The organism is Bradyrhizobium sp. AUGA SZCCT0177, from assembly GCF_018130125.1.
Lineage (GTDB): Bacteria > Pseudomonadota > Alphaproteobacteria > Rhizobiales > Xanthobacteraceae > Bradyrhizobium.
Genome location: NZ_JAFCMA010000017.1, coordinates 65,702 through 83,385, shown reverse-complemented (window position 1 = coordinate 83,385; position 17,684 = coordinate 65,702). Strand labels below are relative to the sequence as shown.

The 17,684-nt window shown below is 62.5% G+C and carries 14 protein-coding genes; 8 read left to right on the top strand and 6 right to left on the bottom strand.

What is annotated here, in order from left to right; genetic code table 11:
• Nucleotides 1-36: 36 nt before the first annotated feature.
• Nucleotides 37-3,216, bottom strand: a complete 3,180-nt coding sequence (locus tag JQ597_RS20650; RefSeq protein WP_283813444.1) for an AAA family ATPase — start codon at nucleotides 3,214-3,216, stop codon at nucleotides 37-39.
• Nucleotides 3,217-4,273: 1,057 nt separating this feature from the next.
• On the opposite strand from JQ597_RS20650, the gene JQ597_RS20645 reads away from it, so the two are divergent.
• The 6 genes from JQ597_RS20645 to JQ597_RS20620 all read left to right on the top strand — a co-directional run bounded on the left by JQ597_RS20645 (nucleotide 4,274) and on the right by JQ597_RS20620 (nucleotide 10,473).
• Entirely contained in the window at nucleotides 4,274-5,530 is a 1,257-nt protein-coding gene (locus JQ597_RS20645; RefSeq protein WP_212266037.1) for an amino acid ABC transporter substrate-binding protein, read from the top strand.
• 235 nt (nucleotides 5,531-5,765) lie between these two features.
• Nucleotides 5,766-6,647: a branched-chain amino acid ABC transporter permease gene (locus JQ597_RS20640; RefSeq protein ID WP_212266036.1), complete on the top strand. Its 882-nt coding sequence runs from the start codon at nucleotides 5,766-5,768 to the stop codon at nucleotides 6,645-6,647.
• Nucleotides 6,644-7,603 carry a branched-chain amino acid ABC transporter permease gene (locus tag JQ597_RS20635; RefSeq protein WP_212266035.1) on the top strand — a complete coding sequence of 320 codons (960 nt, stop codon included), beginning with the start codon at nucleotides 6,644-6,646 and terminating at the stop codon, nucleotides 7,601-7,603. The genes JQ597_RS20640 and JQ597_RS20635 overlap by 4 nt, the downstream gene beginning before the upstream one ends.
• Nucleotides 7,600-8,346: an ABC transporter ATP-binding protein gene (locus JQ597_RS20630; RefSeq protein ID WP_212266034.1), complete on the top strand. Its 747-nt coding sequence runs from the start codon at nucleotides 7,600-7,602 to the stop codon at nucleotides 8,344-8,346. The genes JQ597_RS20635 and JQ597_RS20630 overlap by 4 nt, the downstream gene beginning before the upstream one ends.
• Complete coding sequence (locus tag JQ597_RS20625) at nucleotides 8,336-9,073, top strand: ABC transporter ATP-binding protein (protein ID WP_212266033.1); 738 nt, start codon at nucleotides 8,336-8,338, stop codon at nucleotides 9,071-9,073. The genes JQ597_RS20630 and JQ597_RS20625 overlap by 11 nt, the downstream gene beginning before the upstream one ends.
• 62 nt (nucleotides 9,074-9,135) lie before the next feature.
• Nucleotides 9,136-10,473: a cytochrome P450 gene (locus JQ597_RS20620; RefSeq protein WP_212266032.1), complete on the top strand. Its 1,338-nt coding sequence runs from the start codon at nucleotides 9,136-9,138 to the stop codon at nucleotides 10,471-10,473.
• On the opposite strand, the gene JQ597_RS20615 is transcribed toward JQ597_RS20620, so the two are convergent.
• Nucleotides 10,451-12,151, bottom strand: a complete 1,701-nt coding sequence (locus tag JQ597_RS20615; protein ID WP_249148056.1) for a flavin-containing monooxygenase — start codon at nucleotides 12,149-12,151, stop codon at nucleotides 10,451-10,453. The two genes, JQ597_RS20620 and JQ597_RS20615, sit on opposite strands and share 23 nt — an antisense overlap.
• A 166-nt stretch (nucleotides 12,152-12,317) precedes the next feature.
• Between JQ597_RS20615 and JQ597_RS20610 the strand changes: the two genes are divergently transcribed.
• Nucleotides 12,318-13,907 carry a gamma-glutamyltransferase family protein gene (locus JQ597_RS20610; protein ID WP_212266031.1) on the top strand — a complete coding sequence of 530 codons (1,590 nt, stop codon included), beginning with the start codon at nucleotides 12,318-12,320 and terminating at the stop codon, nucleotides 13,905-13,907.
• A gap of 82 nt (nucleotides 13,908-13,989) precedes the next feature.
• On the top strand, nucleotides 13,990-15,540 hold the full coding sequence (locus JQ597_RS20605; RefSeq protein WP_212266030.1) for a lysozyme inhibitor LprI family protein: 1,551 nt from the start codon (nucleotides 13,990-13,992) through the stop codon (nucleotides 15,538-15,540).
• Nucleotides 15,541-15,572: 32 nt separating this feature from the next.
• Here the strand turns inward: JQ597_RS20605 and JQ597_RS20600 are convergent, their stop codons facing one another.
• From JQ597_RS20600 to JQ597_RS20585, 4 genes are all read right to left on the bottom strand, one after another.
• Nucleotides 15,573-16,346: a sensor histidine kinase gene (locus tag JQ597_RS20600; RefSeq protein WP_212266029.1), complete on the bottom strand. Its 774-nt coding sequence runs from the start codon at nucleotides 16,344-16,346 to the stop codon at nucleotides 15,573-15,575.
• A gap of 109 nt (nucleotides 16,347-16,455) precedes the next feature.
• Entirely contained in the window at nucleotides 16,456-16,893 is a 438-nt protein-coding gene (locus JQ597_RS20595) for a response regulator (RefSeq protein WP_312011797.1), read from the bottom strand.
• 242 nt (nucleotides 16,894-17,135) lie between these two features.
• The gene (locus JQ597_RS20590; RefSeq protein ID WP_192740012.1) at nucleotides 17,136-17,414 is read right to left on the bottom strand and encodes a DUF1488 family protein; all 279 of its coding nucleotides are present in this window, start codon (nucleotides 17,412-17,414) and stop codon (nucleotides 17,136-17,138) included.
• Nucleotides 17,415-17,462: 48 nt separating this feature from the next.
• Nucleotides 17,463-17,651, bottom strand: coding sequence for a hypothetical protein (locus tag JQ597_RS20585; protein WP_192739935.1), 189 nt, complete (start codon nucleotides 17,649-17,651; stop codon nucleotides 17,463-17,465).
• Nucleotides 17,652-17,684 lie beyond the last annotated feature (33 nt).

The following is a 17,684-nucleotide window of genomic DNA, read 5'->3' as shown; positions in this document are numbered from 1 at the left end:
GTAATTGACGATGCCTTCAAAGTTGATGAGCAGCCTTTAGTGTCGAACGGACTCGCCGTTCACCTTGACCAGTAACGCCTCCGCTTTCGCGACAAGAGGCTTATGCTCAAGCCGCTCGGCAATGGCGATACAGTTCCGCAAGCATTGGCTTGTTTGTTCCGGATCAGCCTCCGGCCGCATCGCGAACATCCTCCCTTCCGATAACCATGTTTCCGCTTCGAGACCTTCATACCCTTGCTGGCGAGCTCCAGCGCGAACCGATCTCACGTTTTCCAGCGCATCCGCAGACGCGTTCTGTGCAAGCGCCAGGTAGTTGGGCGCCCGCAACATGACCGATGAATGACCGACCGCGTGTGCCTGGTCTCGTGCTTCCGTCAAAACGACTTTGGCCTCGTCGATCAGGCCGAGCTCCAGATTTGCCATTCCGCAAAGGCAAGCAAGAATTGGGACGTAGAGTTTTGTTTCGTGTTCCTTGGCCAGCTTCAACGCCTTCTCAAGCTCGACTTTTGCGCCCGCGAAATCACCGCGGTTGAGCAGGATCGAGCCCGAGCAATAACCAACCGACACGCGATCGATGGGTCGGCCGGTGCGATCTGCAATCGCGCGCGCATGCCCCTGAACGGTCTCTGCCTGGTCCCACTCCCCCAACATACTCAGCACGACAGCCCACATCATGTAGCAAAGTATCGCCAAACCTTGCGGGGTGTTGCCGAGCGGAGCCCTGGGATCGGGCCCCGTCAGTTGCTGGCACGCGCGTGCAAACATTTTCTCCGCTTCACGGCACCGGCCCGCGACAAAATAAGCCTGGCCCAAGCCAAACTCCGCGTAGCTCAGCCATCCACGATCGCCGAGTTGCTCGGCCTTGCCGACAGCCTCCTCCCCGGCCTCGATCGCTTCGACGGGCGCGCCATAAAAATTGAGCGCCGCTGCGCGCACCGCCATGGTCGCAACCTTGCGCGCATGGTCCCCGATCGCCGCTGCGCGCGCATCGGCCTCCTTCGCCAGACTCAGCCACTTGTCGACAACGCCAAAGGAAGAAAACGCCACGCGCGACTCAATCCGCAGATCGATGGCAAGCGTCTCGCGCTCGGCCGATAGCGGCGCCTTGTCGAGCGCATCGATCGCAATCCCGAAATATTGCGCGCCCTCGGCCAGCGCCGAACGATCAATACATTTCCTGGCTATGTTGCGGGCGAACAGCGCACTCTTCCGCCAGTCCTTTGCGCCTGTTGCGTGGTATAGAAGAACATCGGACTGGTCGTCCAGGCGACCCGACACTCCAGCCTCGATACTGGCGAGAATTCGCCGATGCAGTTTTTCACGCGCCGCTTCCAGCATGGATTCGTACGCTTCCTGGCGGATCAGTTCGTGCGGAAATTCGTAGACGTGGCTTGGCAACAAACTGACTTCGATCAGGAGTTCGGCGCGATCGAGCGCGGCCAGTTGAGACTGCAGCTGCTCGTCCGGCAGGCCCGTTACCTCCTGCAAGATGCGGGCGGTTGCCTGTGTTCCCACCGCAGCCGCTGTCCGAAGGAGAATCTTTTCATCCCAGCTCAAACGATCGATACGCGCGGCGATCATGCCCTGAATGGTCGCGGGCATGCCCAATCTATCCGGAGATATGTCAACGCTGGCGCTATCGTGGTGCCCGCCGAGAACGACCTGATCCGAAAGACCGCGACACACCTCTTCGATGAAAAGCGGCACGTTGCCGGTATGTCGGAGGATGCGGTCCTTCAAGTCCGTCACCGACGGGGAATGCCCAAGGATATCGTCCAGCATTTCGCGACCGGCGTCGTCGTCCAGCGGACGCAACCACAGACTGACGGAGCTTCGTCGGCTACGCAACTCCGGCGTTCCGGTCGGCCTGCTGGTGGTCACGATCAGCAACGGATGACGGGCGGTCAGTGATTCCAGGGATTCAATTGGCGCCGCACTCGCACTATCGATCCAGTGCAAATCCTCGATCAGAAGCATGACCCGCGAGTCCTGGGTTATGCGCTCAATGACGGCACGGCTTGCCTCTGCAATTGCCCGACCACGTTGCCTGGGCTCAAGCTTGCTCCAATCCGGATCCGAAACCGGAAGGTCCAGCACGGCATCTATCGCCGCGTGCCAGATCGGCGGCAAACCGGCGAGCGGATCCTCGCCCGGAATCGGCTTGCCGGCCCGCAAATGTGGCGACAGCGCCGATTGCAGAACGTTCTTCAACACGGCAAAGGGCGAGGCTTGCAAGGGCGGGCTGCATTCGGCCTCGATCACGCGCCAACCGGCCGCCCGCAACTCCTCCACAAACTCGTACACCAGACGCGATTTGCCGATGCCGGGATCGCCAAGCACGGAAACCATTTTCCCGTCTTTGGCGATTCCGTCGGCCACCGCTCTAAGAGACTTCATTTCAGAGTCTCTTCCGACGAACCGCCCGATGCTTCGAGCCTTGCGAACCTGCCAGGTTGAAAGCTGGTGAACCCCGACTACCCTGTACATCGGAATTGGGTTTGCGAAGCCCTTCAGATGCCTCGGCTCCATCGTCTCGAAGTCAATGAACCCTTCGGATAGCAGCCGGCACGCTTCCGAGGCCATAATCTGTCCCGATGGGGCGACAGCCTGCAGTCGTTCCGCCAAGTGCTGTGCTGATCCGCCGAATTCGTAGACGTGGGAGACGTCACTCGAAACGACATAGGCCAGGACGTAGGCGGAGTGCAGCCCCACGCGCACCTGGATGCTGGGGTCGCCAAGTTCTGCAACACGCCGGATCAGTTCGATCGCTGCGTGGCAGGCAAGGCGACTATGGTTATCGTCAGCGCTTGGGGCGCCAAACGCGGCCACCAATCCGTCCCCGAGCTCCTTGCTGACCGTGCCGCGAAATTGTCGAACCGCGGCTCGCATCGCTGACAGTGCGGGTTCGAGACGGGAGACGGCATGTTCGGGATCGAGGTCCGCAACAATATTCGTCGAGCCGACAATATCCGCGCGCAGAATCGTTACGAATTTGAGTTCGGCCTTGGGTTCGGTAGAGGCCTGGACATCTTCGGCAACAGCACCGCCGCCGTTGATGGTTACGCGTAGCGAGTCTCCGCAATAAGCGCAGAAACTGCTTTCCGGCCGATTGGATTTACCGCAGCTGTCGCACCGCTTTTGCAGCGCCCGAGCCCCGCAGGCCGCGCAGTACTTGTCCCGCTCATCCATTGCCGATCGGCACGCATCACAAAACATAATCGCGTCCTGACGGGATCAGTCGATTATTCGAGTAATTTCTCGTATTTAGCCTTGTATTTAGCTGCCATTCGGAATGGTGACCCATTCCGCCCGCCTCTGCAAGGTTGTTATCCCCGATGAACCAGCGGATTAAGACGGCCTTTTGTCTGCCCCGCGTCTGGATGTGCCGATGGCCACTTTGCGGGGTCAAGCCTTAACCATGTCGGCTCATCGGAGCAGATCGGACGCCGGCAGCCCCCGAACTCTCGGGGTACCCGGCGTCAAGCAGTCATACCGCCCGACGGAAAAAACCTGACGTTCGGTGGACGGACGACATTCATCGCGGATGAGATGGTCACCGCCTTGCTTCAACACCTGAACAGCAGTTGCGCGGCGATCTAGCAATAGACGTTGAGGCTCGACTTTGTTGGCTGCCATGCAACGCTGATAATGGCTTTCGACACCCACGGTAGGTGCAACCGATCAGTGAGGAGAAAGCCTACTCCCCCTTGAGGCCGCATCGCGGACCACCGCGCTCCACTTGCGCGTCTCGCCGTCGATGACTTTGCCGAACTCCGCGGCCGTGCCGCTGCGTGAGCTTCCAGCCCCCGGACCAGCAGCTTCTGTTTCACCTCGGGATCGGCAAGCGCGCGGCCAGCCTCTGCCTGTACCCAAAGGTCAGGCCCTCGGGCCGTGACTTGCCGTAAGCGTTCAGCTCCTGCAGGTCCTTTGAACGGCGCCTGCGCATTGGCGATCAGAAATATCGGCGCAACGACCTTTCAACTCACCGACCGGCCTCGCGCCAGCGGCGCCGCGCCCGTCGGCGGTCCCGGCCGCCGTCCCGCGGCGGGAATGGGCGATCCGCCATATCTGCGCCGGTGGCCGGCCAGCGCCACTAACGGTTGCGGCCGCGTCATTTTCGGATGATCCCCCGAACGTAGGGTCCCAAAGGTTGCATCCGCGTTCCATTGTGGCTTGTGGCCGGGCGCGCTTTAGTTCTAACCTTGCAGCAAAAGCGCCATAGAGCGCGGACAGGCGAAAAGAACCAAACAAAACGAGATCTTTGGGAGGATCAATGAAACGCAGGACGCTTCTCGGCGGAACGATCACCGCCGCCGTGCTTGGCCTAACTTTTGGGCTCAACTCAGCCGCGCTCGCTCAACAGCCCCCGCTCAAGATCGGCATGTCGATGGCACAGACCGGCGGTCTGGCGGGCGGCGGCAAGGCGTCGCAGCTCGGGATCGAGATCTGGCGCGACGACGTCAACGCCAGGGGTGGCCTGCTCGGCCGCAAGGTCGAACTCATCGTTTATGACGACAAGTCGAGCGCTTCGGAAACGCCGGCGATCTATTCCAAGCTTCTGGACGTCGACAAGGTCGATATCCTGTTCGCGCCCTACGCGACCGTGCCCACAGCGCCGCTGATGCCGCTGGTCAAGCAGCGCGGCATGTTGCTGATGGGCAACTTCTCGTTCCAGGTGAACAGCAAGGTTGGCCACGACATGTGGTTCAACAATGCCCCATGGGGACCGGCCGACAGCTGGGCGGCGTCCTTCCTCGAACTCGGCCAGAAGGCCGGCGGCAAGACCATCGCGCTGCTCGCGGCCGACCAGGAATTCGCGCAGAACTTGGCGCTGACCGCACGCGACGTCGCCAAGAAGATGAACATGCAGATCGTGTTCGACCAGGCCTATCCGCCGAACACGGTGGAATTTTCCTCGATCCTGCGCGCGCTCAAGGCCGCCAAGCCCGACATCGTCTATGTCGCGTCCTATCCGCCGGACTCGGCCGGAATTTTGCGCGCCGTGAACGAAATCGGAATCGGCGACAACGTCAAGATCTTCGGCGGCGGCATGGTCGGGCTGCAGTTCGGCGCGGTGATGGAAAACCTTGGTTCGCTGCTCAATGGCGTCGTCAACTACAACACCTGGCTGCCGGAACCGAGCATGCAGAACGAGGGGACCAAAGCGTTCTTCGAGACCTATACCAAGCGCGCCATCGAAGCCAAGGTCGATCCGCTCGGCTACTATCTGGCGCCGTTCGGCTACGCCAGCGGCCAGATGATCGAGCAGGCGATCAAGGCAGTGGGGTCGCTCGACCAGAAGGCGCTCGCAAAGTATCTGCGCGAGAACGAGCACAAGACCATCGTCGGTCCGATCGCGTTCGCCGCCGACGGCGAGCGAAAGGAATCCGCAACGCTGCAGGCGCAGTTCCGTGGCGTCGTGGACAAGAATATGGACCAGTTCCGCAAGCCCGGCACCCAGGTGATCCTGTTCCCGGCGAAAATGAAATCCGGCGATCTCATCAGCCCGTTCGAGGCTGCCCGGAAATAACCATCGCGGCTGGAGTCCCGTTTCGATTGAATCGAAACGGGACTCTAGATTCCTTATTTTGACGCGTTTTCTTGACGCGAACCGGCATCCACTTCGCTGGAAAACGCTATGATCTCCGGACCATGGTGCGCTGACCCGGCGGCGCACCAGCGCCCCGAGCAATTTAGGTGGGAAAGGCAGCGCGTGCGCGAACCGGGAAAGCGGCGGCTCAGGAGCGGGTCAAGGGGGACCTTACGTGTTTTCATTTGAACTGCTGCTCGATGCAGTAGTGCTCGGGGTGCTGCTCGGCTGTTTCTACGCGGCGGTCAGCCTTGGGCTATCAGTCGCGTTCGGCCTGCTCGACGTTCCCCACGTCGCGCACCCGGCGTTTCTGGTGCTGGCGTCCTACGCCGTCTATGTGCTCAACGAATTTTATGGAATCGATCCGCTGCTGGCGGGACTGCTCATCACCCCGTTCCTCTTCGTATTCGGTCTCGCCGCCTACCGCCTGTACTACGAGACGTTCGAGAAACGCGGCAGCGACGCCGGCGTGCGCGGCATCGCGTTCTTCTTCGGCATCGCCTTCATCATCGAAGTCTTGATCATCCTGCAATTCGGCGTCGACCAGCGCTCGGTCACCGCGCCCTATATCGGCAAGGCCTGGCGGATCGGCGATATGCGGATTCCCTATCGGCTGGTGGTCGCGTTCGCCGTCGCCACCTTACTGACCACCCTGCTGGCGCTCTATCTGTCGAAGACCTTCATGGGACGCGCGATCCGCGCGGTCGCCCAGGACCAGGAGGCGCTGCGGCTGATGGGCGCCAATCCCATCCAGATCAAGCAATGGGCGTTCGGCATCGCTACGGCCGTGCTCGGCATTGCCGGCGCCCTGCTGATCATCGTAGCCCCCGTCGACCCGACGCTCGACCGCGCCTATATCGGACGGACCTTCTGCGTCGTCGTCATGGCGGGGCTCGGCAGCATGACCGGCACGCTGGTTGCGGCCATCATCCTCGGCGTCGCCGAATCGATCGTGCTGACGCTGTTTGGCGCCTCCTGGGCGCCGGCCATTTCCTTCGCGATGCTGCTCGGCGTTCTCGCCGTGCGGCCGCAGGGGCTGTTCGGCAGGCGGTCATGAAGCGCAACGGTATCTTTTTCTGGATTGGCGCGGCGATCTTTCTGATCGCCATTGCGCTGATGACAAAGCTCATCACCAACGAGTACCCCTTCTTCGCCGGTTATGTGATCCTGCAATTCATCGTACTCGCGGTAGCCTGGAGCATCCTCGGTGGCCATGCCGGCTATGTGAATTTCGGCACCAGCGCGTTTTTTGGCATGGGCGTCTACACGGCGGTGTTCCTGTTCAAGGTGGCCGGCGCGCCGCTCCTGGTACAGATCGTCGCCGCCGCCGGCGTCGGCGCGCTGATGGGCTTTGCATTGGGCCTATTGACCCTGCGCATGCAGGGCATCTTCTTCTCGATTGCGACGATCGCGCTGACCATCGTGATCGAGACCTCGATCACCAACTGGCGTTATGTCGGCGGCGCGGCCGGTATCCAGTTGCAACGACCGCCGGTGACGTGGCCGTTCTCAGGCTATGTCCAGATGCTGTTCTTTGTCCAGGCGGTGCTCGTGGTGCTGGCGGTTGTGGTTTCGCGCTACATCCAGAATTCGTGGATCGGCCGCGGCCTGCAGGCGCTGCGGGACGACGAACTCGCCGCGGAATGCACTGGTGTGCCGACCCTGCGGCTGAAAGTGCTGGCCTGCGTCGTCTCCGGCGCGCTGATGTGCGCGGCCGGCGCACCCGCCGCGATGTATCTGCAATATGCCGACCCCTCCTCCGCGTTCAACCTCAACTATTCGGTCTCGACGCTGGCGATGTCGCTGATCGGCGGCACCGCGCATTGGGCCGGCCCGATCGTCGGCGCCATCCTGCTGGGCACCACGCAGCAATTGCTGACCGTGACCATCTCGTCGGAAGTGAACGTGCTGGTGCTCGGCGTCATGCTGGTGCTGTTCGTGGTGGCCGCACCGGAGGGCTTGATCGGCTTGCTGCGCCGGGTTCGCCGCCATCGCAGGGAGGGCAAGCAATGACGCCCCTCGACACCAGCGCACCCCTGCTGCAGATATCAGGGCTTACAAAGCGCTTCGGCGGCTTTACCGCGCTCGACAATGTCAGCGTCGACATCCGCCCCGGCGAACGGTTCGGCCTGATCGGCCCGAACGGCTCGGGAAAGACCACGCTGATCAACTGCATCTCCGGCGCGTTCCGCACCGAGGCCCGCACTGTGGTGTTCCGCGGCGAGGACATCACGCAATTGCCGGCGCATGTCCGCACCCGCCGCGGCATTGCCCGCAGCTTCCAGATCCCGCGGCCGTTCAAAAGCATGACGGTAGTCGAGAACCTGATGGTGGCGCTTGATTTCGCGGTGGCCACGGATCCGCTCGTCTCGGCTGCGCACCGGCACGAGACCGCGATGTCGATCCTTGCCGGCATGGGTCTCGCGTCCAAGGCCGATGCATCCGCCACCACGCTGAGCCAGGTCGAACTGCGCAAGATGGAGCTCGCCCGCGCGATGGCGACGCGGCCCAAACTGCTGATATCAGACGAGGCGATGGCCGGGCTTTCCTCTTCGGAAGTCGACGAGGTGCTTGATCTCCTGATGAGCCTTGCGGACCAGGACATCACCGTCATCATGATCGAGCACATCATGCAGGCCGTGATGCGTTTTTCGCAGCGCGTGATGTGCCTCGACGCCGGCAAGATCATCGCGATCGGCGCGCCGAACGAAGTCATGGCCAACCAGCGGGTGCAGGAGGCCTATCTTGGCACTTAGCCTCGCGATAGCAGGCCTCGATGCCGGTTACGGCGCCGTCAAGGCGCTGCGCGGCGTCTCGCTCGATGTCAAAGCGGGCGAGACCGTCGCCCTGCTCGGCACCAACGGCAACGGCAAGAGCACGCTGATGAAGTGCGTCGCCGGGCTGGTGCGGCCGCAGCGCGGAACCATGCAGCTGACGATCGACGGCACCACGCATGACCTGACCAAATTGTCACCGGAAGCCATCGTCGATCTCGGCGTCGCGATGGTGCCGGAGGGGCGGCGGCTGTTTCCCAAACTGACGGTGCTGGAAAACCTGATGCTCGGCGCCTTCCGCAAGGCGGCCCGGCGAGACATCGACAAGAATCTGGCGCAGGCCTTCGAAACCTTTCCGGTGCTGAAAGACCTGCAGAAGCAGCTCGCCGGCACCATGTCCGGCGGCCAGCAGCAGATGCTCGCGATCGCGCGCGCGCTGATGTCCTCGCCGCGCCTGCTATTGGTCGACGAGCCGTCGGTCGGACTGTCGCCGCTCTTGGTATCGCAAACCATTTCCAAGATCGGCGATCTCAATCAGCGCCTCGGCCTCACCGTGCTGATGGCCGAGCAGAACTTCAACCAGGCGATCCGCATCGCCAACCGCGGCTACATCATCGTCCACGGCGAGATCGTTGTCGCGGCCAGTTCCGTCGACGAATTGAAGGGTAACGACATCGTCAAGCGGCTCTATCTCGGCGGCATAGCCTGATGGCGCAAGACGGTGCGCACGCGTCCTTGTAAAGTCGGCAACCTGACCGGAGAAACCAGCCGATGCGTCTCCTGAGCGAAGACTTCCCCTTGGGCCTGCCCGCCGGACCCGAATTCCCCAGAGCCTATCCCGAAGTCGAGCCGGACGCGCTGTCCAATGTCGAACTGTTTCTGCAGGGACAGCCGTTCGACATCTACGCGCAGCTGCGCGCCGAGGCGCCGGTGGCGTGGCAGCGCGAGGGCAATAATGGCCCCGGCTTCTGGGCACTGACCCAATATAACGACGTGATGCGCGTCGATGGCGATCCCAAAACCTTCTCGTCGCAGAAGGGCGGGATTTTGATGGCCTATGGTCCGCCCGAAACGCGGCATCCGCTGCTGTTCCGCGCCTCCGTCGATGCCATGATCAACATGGACGCGCCCTGGCACCTGCAACTCCGCAAGGAGCACATGCCCTATTTCACGCCGGGCTATCTCACGGGCATCCGGGAGAAAGTGGCTATCGAGACCACGCGGCTGATCGACGGCATGGCCGGCCTTGGCGAATGCGACCTGGTCGAGACGCTGTCGTCACGCCTGCCGCTGTTCACGCTGTGCGAAATCCTCGGGGTGCCGGAAGCCGACCGGCCGAAATTCCTCGACTGGATGCACTATCTCGAAGTGGCCGGCCATGTCGCGGCGACGCAACGCAAAAATCCGCAGCCGACGCCCGAGTTCATGGCGTTCGTCAAGGCGTTCAACGAGAACGTCGCCGAGATGTTCGCCTATGGCCAGCACATGCTGCAGAAGCGACGCGCCGATCCAAAGCCCGATCTGATGAGCGCGATCGCGCGCGCCACCATCGACGGCGAATTGCTACGCGACGAATATCTCGACGGCTCCTGGCTGCTGATCGTGTTCGCCGGCAACGACACCACGCGCAATTCGATTTCCGGCTCGATGAAGCTCTTGACCGAATTTCCCGATCAGAAGCGCGCGCTGATGTCCGACCTATCGCTGATGCCCAACGCCGTGGATGAGCTGATCCGCATGATCAGCCCGGTGATCTACATGCGCCGCACCGCCACGGAAGATGCCGAGATCGGGGCACAGAAGATCGCGGCCGGCGAGAAGGTCATCATGTATTACGGCGCCGCCAATCGCGATCCCGCGATCTTTCCCGATCCTGACAGGCTCGACATCCGCCGCGCCAATGCGTCCAGGAACATCGCCTTCGGCTTCGGCCCGCATGTCTGCATCGGCAAGCGCGTGGCGCAGCTGCAGCTCGAAGAAGTCTATCGCCAGCTGCTGACGCGGCTGCCGGATATCGAATACGCCGGCGGCATCGAAATGGCGCCGAACAATTTCGTCCACGCCATCCGCAAACTGCCGGTGCGCTTCACTCCGCAGCGCTCGATCTGACCGCTGGCCGTACCGACCGCGCGCCCGACGCAAACACGATGTCTTCATAGCCCTTGGCGACGGCGTCGTTGATGGCGGCGACGTATTTCGGCGTGCCGCCGTTGTAGACGAAGTAGCGGTACTTGCCGTGCTCGTGGCCGGGAACGTTGGAATTGTAGCCGGTGAACCACGACTTGGCGTTTCGCATCAGCATGATGGCGTACATCTTTTTCACATGCGCGCTCCAGCGCTCCTGCGCCGCCAAAGTTGGATCGGCGCTGGTGTAGCCGCGATCCCAGATGTGCTCGAGCAAGCCCATGCACCAATTGACGCCGGTCTCGATGCCGCGCGGAAAATTGGTCGAAGCCGAGCCGCTTTGCGGGCCGGTCGGCATCAACAGGTTTGGAAAACCGTGCACGAGCATGCCGAGGAAGGTCGACGGACCGTCCTTCCATTTGTCGTATAGCTTCTCGCCGCCGATGCCACTGATGTCGATCTGGTCGTACGCGCCGGTGATGGCGTCGAAGCCGGTCGAATAGATGATGATGTCGAAATCATAATCGCGCGCCGACGTGCGCAGGCCGGTCTCGGTCACGCGTTCGAGCGGCGTCTCGCTGATATCGACGAGATGTACATTGTCGCGGTTATAGGCCTCGAAATAATTCGTCTCCAGTGGCACGCGCTGCACGCCAAAACCATGGTCCTTCGGAATCAATTTCTTTGCGATGACCGGATCCTTCACGCGCCGGCGGATGCGGTCGGCGATGTAGGCGGAGAACTCGGCGTTCGCCACTTCGTCGGTAAAGATCTCGCGGAAATTGCTGAGCCAGATCCCGAACCCGGGTTCGTCGTAGAGCTTGTCCCACAGCGCCAGCCGCTCCTCACGCGTCACCTCGTAGAAACCGCGCCGGTCGGGCTCATGCTCGAAGCCACCGGGGCTGCGGGCGCAGGCCGCGAAGATGTCGTCATAGCGCGACCTGATGTCGGCCATCTCCTCGTCCGAGATCGGTCCGTTGTTGAGCGGCGCCGCCCAGTTCGGCCGCCGCTGGAACACGGTCAATTCGCCGACCTTGTCGGCGATTTCGCCGATCACCTGGATCGCGGTGGCGCCGGTGCCGATGATCGCGACCTTCTTGCCCGCCATCTCGACCGGCTCGTGCGGCCAGTAGAAGGTGTGGAACGAGCGGCCCTTGAAGGATTCCATGCCTTCCAGCCGCGGCAAGGTCGGCGTCGAGAGCAGGCCGATCGCCAGAATGACGAACCGGCAGGTCAGCTCGCGGCCATCGTCGATCCTGAGCCGCCAGATGTGCTGCGCCTCGTCGAACTGCGCAGCCTCCACCTTGGCGTTGAACTGCATGTATTTGCGTAAATCGAATCTGTCGGCGACATGGTTGAGGTAGCGGAGATTTTCGGGCTGGCCCGAGAAGCATTCCTTCCAGTGCCACTCGTTGAGCAATTCCCGCGAGAAGGAATAACCATAGGTGTAGCTCTCCGAGTCGAAACGTGCGCCCGGATAGCGGTTCCGGTACCAGGTCCCGCCGAGGTCGGGGGAGCCGTCCAGCACCGTGGCATCCACCCCGAGATCGGCCAGACGCTTGATCTGATAGATGCCGGCCACACCCGCGCCAATCACGATCACTTCGTAATGCGACTTGTCGCGGGGAGCCATTTCACGGGGAGCCTTGGTCCCTTCGGTCATATTCCACCCGGTCTTTGTTGTTCTTGGCAACGACGGCGCTTGTGCCCACCATACCAACAATCCGCGCATTGCACTTGCGTCAGGATGCCAGGGTTGCGCCTGATGACTTTACCTGGCGGGGGCCGTTCCGTACCCTAGCGGTTCCTGTGGCAATGAAAGCAGCAGCATGCACGACCAGTTCACCAACACCCAGCAGATCCGAAAGCCCGCGGTGACTTCCAAAGGCGGCATCGTCGCCGCGCAATCGGGCAAGGCGGCCAAGGTCGGCGCCGAAGTGCTGGCGGCGGGCGGCGATTGCGTCGATGCCGTGATCGCGACGACGTTTGCGCTGGGCGTGCTGGAACCCTGGATGAGCGGGCTCGGCGGCGGCGGCGCGATGGTGCTCTATCGCGCCCGCGAGGACCGTTATGAAGTGATCGACTACGGCATGCGGGCGCCGCTCAGCCTGCGCCTGGAGGATTATCCGCTGAGCGGCGGAGCGGCATCCGATCTGTTTCCGTGGGCGCGGGTCAAGGACGACCGCAACATCCATGGCCCTGGCGCGATCGCGGTGCCCGGCGTGGTTGCCGGCATGGAGGAATCGCATCGCCGCCATGCCAAAATGCCGTGGCAGGAATTGCTCGCGCCCAGCGTTGCCCTCGCCGGTGAGGGCCTCGCGGTCGACTGGTGGACCACGCTGATGATTGCGAGTGCGGCCGCTGATCTCAGGCGCTATCCCGCCAGTGCGACGGCCTATCTCGTTGATGGATTGCCGCCGAATGCGCCATGGGGGATCAAGACCAAGGTCCGCCTGCCGCAGGACAAGCTCAAGGCCACGATGGCGCATCTGGCAGCGCAAGGTCCGCGCGATTTCTACGAAGGCGATCTGGCGCGCAGCCTCGCCGCTGATGTGCGAAGCGCCGGCGGCGCGCTGTCGGTCGAAGATCTCATCCCGTTCAAGGCCTATCTGCGCGAACCGCTGGCGATCCCCTATCGCGGCGGCAACGTGTTTGCGACGCCGGAACTGACCGCCGGACCAACGCTGGCGCGTACGCTACACTTGCTGCAGCAAAATCTGCAGCCAACAAACGGCGCACCGGATTCCGCGGCCTATGCAGCGTACGCCGAGGCACTGCAAACGGCCTACCGCGAACGCCTCAAGGACATGGGCGATGCCGACGGCCGCCGCGCGCTCGGCGCCGAAACGCTGGCGCCGGCCTGCACCACGCATTTCTCGGCCGTCGACCGCGACGGCAACATGGCCGCGGTGACGCAAACCCTGCTGTCATCGTTCGGCTCCAAATTCGTCTGTCCGCAAACCGGCATCACCATGAACAACGGCATCATGTGGTTCGACCCGACGCCGGGCACGCCGAATTCGCTGGCGCCCGGCAAGCGCTGCCTCACCAATTACACGCCGGTGCTGGCGCAGGCGTCTGACGGCCGCCGCACCGCCATCGGCGCCTCCGGCGGTCGGCGCATTCTGCCCGCGGTGACGCAGCTTCTGTCGTTCGTGATGGATTACGGCATGGATCTGGACGCGGCGATCCATCAGCCGCGCATCGACGCCAGCGAAGGCGCCATCGTGATCGGCGACGTGCGCTTGCCGAAATCAACGCGGGAGAGCCTGCGTGCGCAGTTCAATTACGAGGAAGCGCGGATCCAGACCACGCCGATGAAGTTCGCCTGCCCGAGCGTCGTGCTGCGCGACGGCGCCACCAACAGCGGCGCCACCGAGGTGTTCCAGCCATGGAGTGAGGCGGTCGCGGAGAGTTAGGCTCGGCGACCTGAACCCAAAGGCCAAGGCCTGCGACTTAAAGCGCAGAGAACGCGCTCCCCCGTTCGAGGGCCGAAAACCCATGTCCGCTTCCCATCCCCTCGCGGTGCTCGCTGTTGCCGCGTCCGTGCTGATGCCGACCTCCTGCTACGCCCTGGACACATATCTGCGCGCGCTGAGCAGCGGGCCCACCGGACTCAGTCTCTGCGGCACCGATGGCCCGCTCGCCTCGTCGGATGTCTGCAAGCAGACCGATTACGACGCGCTGACCGCCAAAATCGAAAAGGCGCTGCAGGCTTCCCTTGCAAAAGCGCCAGCCAACACCCGGCCGCTGCTGAAGCGCGACCAGGCATGGTTCAACGAGATCATGCTGAGCGCCGCGGGGCCCATACACGAATTCGACGATGATGAGATCAAGGAGGCCTTTGTCGAGACCTTGCGCCAGCGGGCCACGGCAGTGGAAGCAATAAAAGCGGGCTTCGGACGAGCAGGATTTCCTGGAACATGGGTCAACACGTTCGGCAGCGTGGTGGTCACAGCAGCTGATGGCGGCGGCTACCGCCTCGCCTTCGGTACGCGCGCGGTCTACGGCCTCGGCAGCGACCGGCGCCGGGCCTGCAAGGCCGGCGCGCTCGTGAAGCCGTCTTCCGGCGGATGGTTGACCGGCACGATGCTGCCGGACGACGACGCGCCCGCGAAGCCACATGACAGGACAGCCGACACCAGGGCCGAACCGGTCAAACCGATCCCGGTCAAGATGCGCCGCCAGGGCGAGACGCTGCGCGTCGTGCTCGGCGACACCGAATGGCGCGACGAAGACCGACCCAATTGCAAACATATGTGGCAGATCACCGCGAGCTATTTCGCCAGCGGCAAGCAGGACACCGCAACCGACAAGGTCGATACGGCCTTCGTGGCCCCGACCTTCGACTGCTCCCGCCCCGGCACCGCCAGCGAGGAGGAAATCTGCGCCGACCCTGACATGGCCAAAAACGACCAGAAGCTGAACCGGGCCTGGAAAGCACTGCTGGCGCGCATCGATGAGGCGACGCGGCGGGCGCTGACCGAAGACCAGCGCAGCTGGGTCAAATCGCAGACCAACCAATATCCACAATTCCTGCATCCGGCCTGGGAGAAGCAGACCTCGCAAATGCACTACACCGCCGACGCACGCGACAAGCTCGAACGGCTGCAGCGCGAGCGGATCGCGTTGATCGAGGGCTTTGACGACACGCGCAGTGGGCTCGCCGGCACATGGCTGGCGTACAATGCCGTGCTCCAGGTCACCGTGAACAAGGATGGCAGCGTCACGGCCAAGGGCTGGAAGTGGGACCAGGGCGACTGGAAAGCCGGTTGCGACTACGAGATCAGCGGCAGGCTGGTCGATGGCGGTGCTTTCCGTTCCAGCGACGGGCGCAAGAACCCGGATACGCTGGAACGCGATCACGCCACCCTGGTCGTCAATCGCCTCGACGATGTCTTTGCCAAAAAGCGCTGGAACAAGGACGGCACCGAGGACGCCAGCGCCGACGAGCCCAAATGCAGGCGCAACCTGTCGAACTCGTCGGCCGCGCGGCTGTTTCCCGCCCGCCCCTCGCCGGATATCGACAACATGAACAGCTCGATCCGGTAAAATATCGTGGCAAGCTGACGCGCGCTAAGCGCTCACGATTCAAGCGAGAGCAAGGGAATATCGAGAAAATAGACGAACCCGCTCGGCTCGTACGTCAACCTGACATTGCCTTTGAGTTGCCGGCCGAGCGTCTCGATCAGGCGCGTGCCAAAACTCTGGCGCGTCGGGGCCGCAACCGCCGGGCCATCCTGTTCTTTCCAGGTGAAATGCAGCCGCGATGCCGGCGCATCCTTCGCCCAGCTGATTGCCACGTGACCGGCGGGCACCGACAATGCGCCAAATTTCGTGGTGTTGGTGCAGAGTTCGTTGAGGGTCATCGCGATCGCAATAACCGCGCCCGATGCGATCTGCACATCGGATCCGGCAATCGAAAACCGGGGCCTGTCCGGATTGTCGAACGGCTCGGTCGCCCCCTGCACGATCTTTCGCAGCTCCGCACCGGTCCAGCGCGCCTGCAACAGCAGATCATGGGCCCTCCCGAGCGCCAACAGACGGCCTTCGATCGCTTGCTGCGCATGCTGCGTGCTCGGCGCGTTGCGAAGACTTTGCGACGCGATGGCGCCCACGGTTGCCAGCGTGTTCTTGATGCGGTGATGAAGCTCTTCGAGGATCAGTTTTTGCAGCTTGTCGGCGGCTTCGCGCTCCTTGGCGTCGATGCCGGCCTGCTCAAGCAGCGTCTCGGCGCTGAGCTTGGCCTGTGTCAGCAGCAGCCGGAGACTGACGTTTTCTGCCGCCAGTTCCTCCTGCGGTGACGTCGGATCGGACGCCTCAAGGGAGGCATACGGATCAGGAACTGTTCTGAACATCGACAACGAATACCACCATCTGTCCGGTTCCGGACATTTCTTTAAGCCAATGATTCAGCCGTCTGACCGTTACGGTGCAAAGCCATCGGATGTCCGTCTCCTGCCGATTTCAGGCCGGGCCAAGCATTACGCGCATTTCCGCAATGATTTCGTCGGATTGCAGCGGTTTGCCGAAAAATCGGCTGTCCAACGGAATGTCGCTGCCGGACAATTTCAGCTGCCCGGACGCCAGGATGATCTTGATGGGCGGCCAATTCTCGCGGACCGCGTGTGCCAGTTGCAGCCCGTTCATGCTACCGGGCATCTGAACGTCGGTAAGCATCAGCGCGATATCGGATCGGGAGCGGAGGATGGCCATGGCTTCATCCGCGTCCACGGCCTCGACCGGGACATAGCCGGCGTCTTCCACCATATCGACCACGCGCATGCGCAGCATCATCTCGTCTTCAACGACGAGCACGACGAGCGGAAGGCGGGAATGATCCAGAGGCATCATATATGGCTCAACGGCACGCCATGACCAGGCGCACCTCGCGAACGGCTGCACCCGACGCTCCTAGCGGCGCGAATACCGCGAACGCCGAGATAGCTTTGGTCATGTTGGGCTGCTGACTGTGGCGGATCGCCAATCCCACTGCTCTTGGGGATCGATTGGCAACGGCGCTGCGGACGCAGAGTTCCGCAACGACGACTTATATTTGCATCGCCGCGCTTGCCAGTTAAGGCAGGTGTCGATCCCGGCTCACGCAGCGACGCTGTCAATTCCAGGCCGCGCCGCGGCCTCGGCCATCAGCCGCGAAAGTCGATGCTGCGCAGGATGATGCCGGGAGGCGTGCCCTCGAACTCCCGCGCCTGGAACTTGCGCGAGGCGCATTGTTCGATCCGGTCGCGCAGCCGGACGAACTGCTCTTCACGCCGTTCCGGCGCCGTCCGCGAAACACGCTCAAGATCGTCCATCGCCGACGCACTGACGGCGCAGGGGACTTCCCTGCCGTCGTCCATCATGGAAAACTTCAGCACCATGCGATCATATTCGTAGCCCCCGATGCTGCCACGCGCGAGCGTCATCGGGCGGTTCTCAAAGGTCGGAACAACCGTACCATCGATTTCTCCCACTCAACCCACCATCATCTTCTTCTTGGCCGGCGGGGGATTGATTTCGGCAATCCTGCGCAGGCAGTCGGCTTCGGAATCATGCGGGCCCGAAACGAAGGTGCCGCTGACCTTGGTCGAGTACCAGCCGGACACGACACCGAGGCGAAGCGATTCTTCTGTCTTGACGTGACGGGGCGAGAGATTTTTCATCAGATACTTTCAGTTTGGCCGTTCGATCTTGCG

What these genes read in the sequence shown, in the direction of transcription:
- JQ597_RS20620 (WP_212266032.1), top strand. Translation starts at nt 9,136, where the DNA reads ATGCGTCTCCTGAGCGAAGACTTCCCCTTGGGCCTGCCCGCCGGACCC.
- JQ597_RS20610 (WP_212266031.1), top strand. Translation starts at nt 12,318, where the DNA reads ATGCACGACCAGTTCACCAACACCCAGCAGATCCGAAAGCCCGCGGTG.
- JQ597_RS20590 (WP_192740012.1), bottom strand. Translation starts at nt 17,414, where the DNA reads ATGACGCTCGCGCGTGGCAGCATCGGGGGCTACGAATATGATCGCATG.
- JQ597_RS20605 (WP_212266030.1), top strand. Translation starts at nt 13,990, where the DNA reads ATGTCCGCTTCCCATCCCCTCGCGGTGCTCGCTGTTGCCGCGTCCGTG.
- JQ597_RS20615 (WP_249148056.1), bottom strand. Translation starts at nt 12,151, where the DNA reads ATGACCGAAGGGACCAAGGCTCCCCGTGAAATGGCTCCCCGCGACAAG.
- JQ597_RS20585 (WP_192739935.1), bottom strand. Translation starts at nt 17,651, where the DNA reads ATGAAAAATCTCTCGCCCCGTCACGTCAAGACAGAAGAATCGCTTCGC.
- JQ597_RS20650 (WP_283813444.1), bottom strand. Translation starts at nt 3,216, where the DNA reads ATGTTTTGTGATGCGTGCCGATCGGCAATGGATGAGCGGGACAAGTAC.
- JQ597_RS20600 (WP_212266029.1), bottom strand. Translation starts at nt 16,346, where the DNA reads ATGTTCAGAACAGTTCCTGATCCGTATGCCTCCCTTGAGGCGTCCGAT.
- JQ597_RS20635 (WP_212266035.1), top strand. Translation starts at nt 6,644, where the DNA reads ATGAAGCGCAACGGTATCTTTTTCTGGATTGGCGCGGCGATCTTTCTG.
- JQ597_RS20630 (WP_212266034.1), top strand. Translation starts at nt 7,600, where the DNA reads ATGACGCCCCTCGACACCAGCGCACCCCTGCTGCAGATATCAGGGCTT.
- JQ597_RS20645 (WP_212266037.1), top strand. Translation starts at nt 4,274, where the DNA reads ATGAAACGCAGGACGCTTCTCGGCGGAACGATCACCGCCGCCGTGCTT.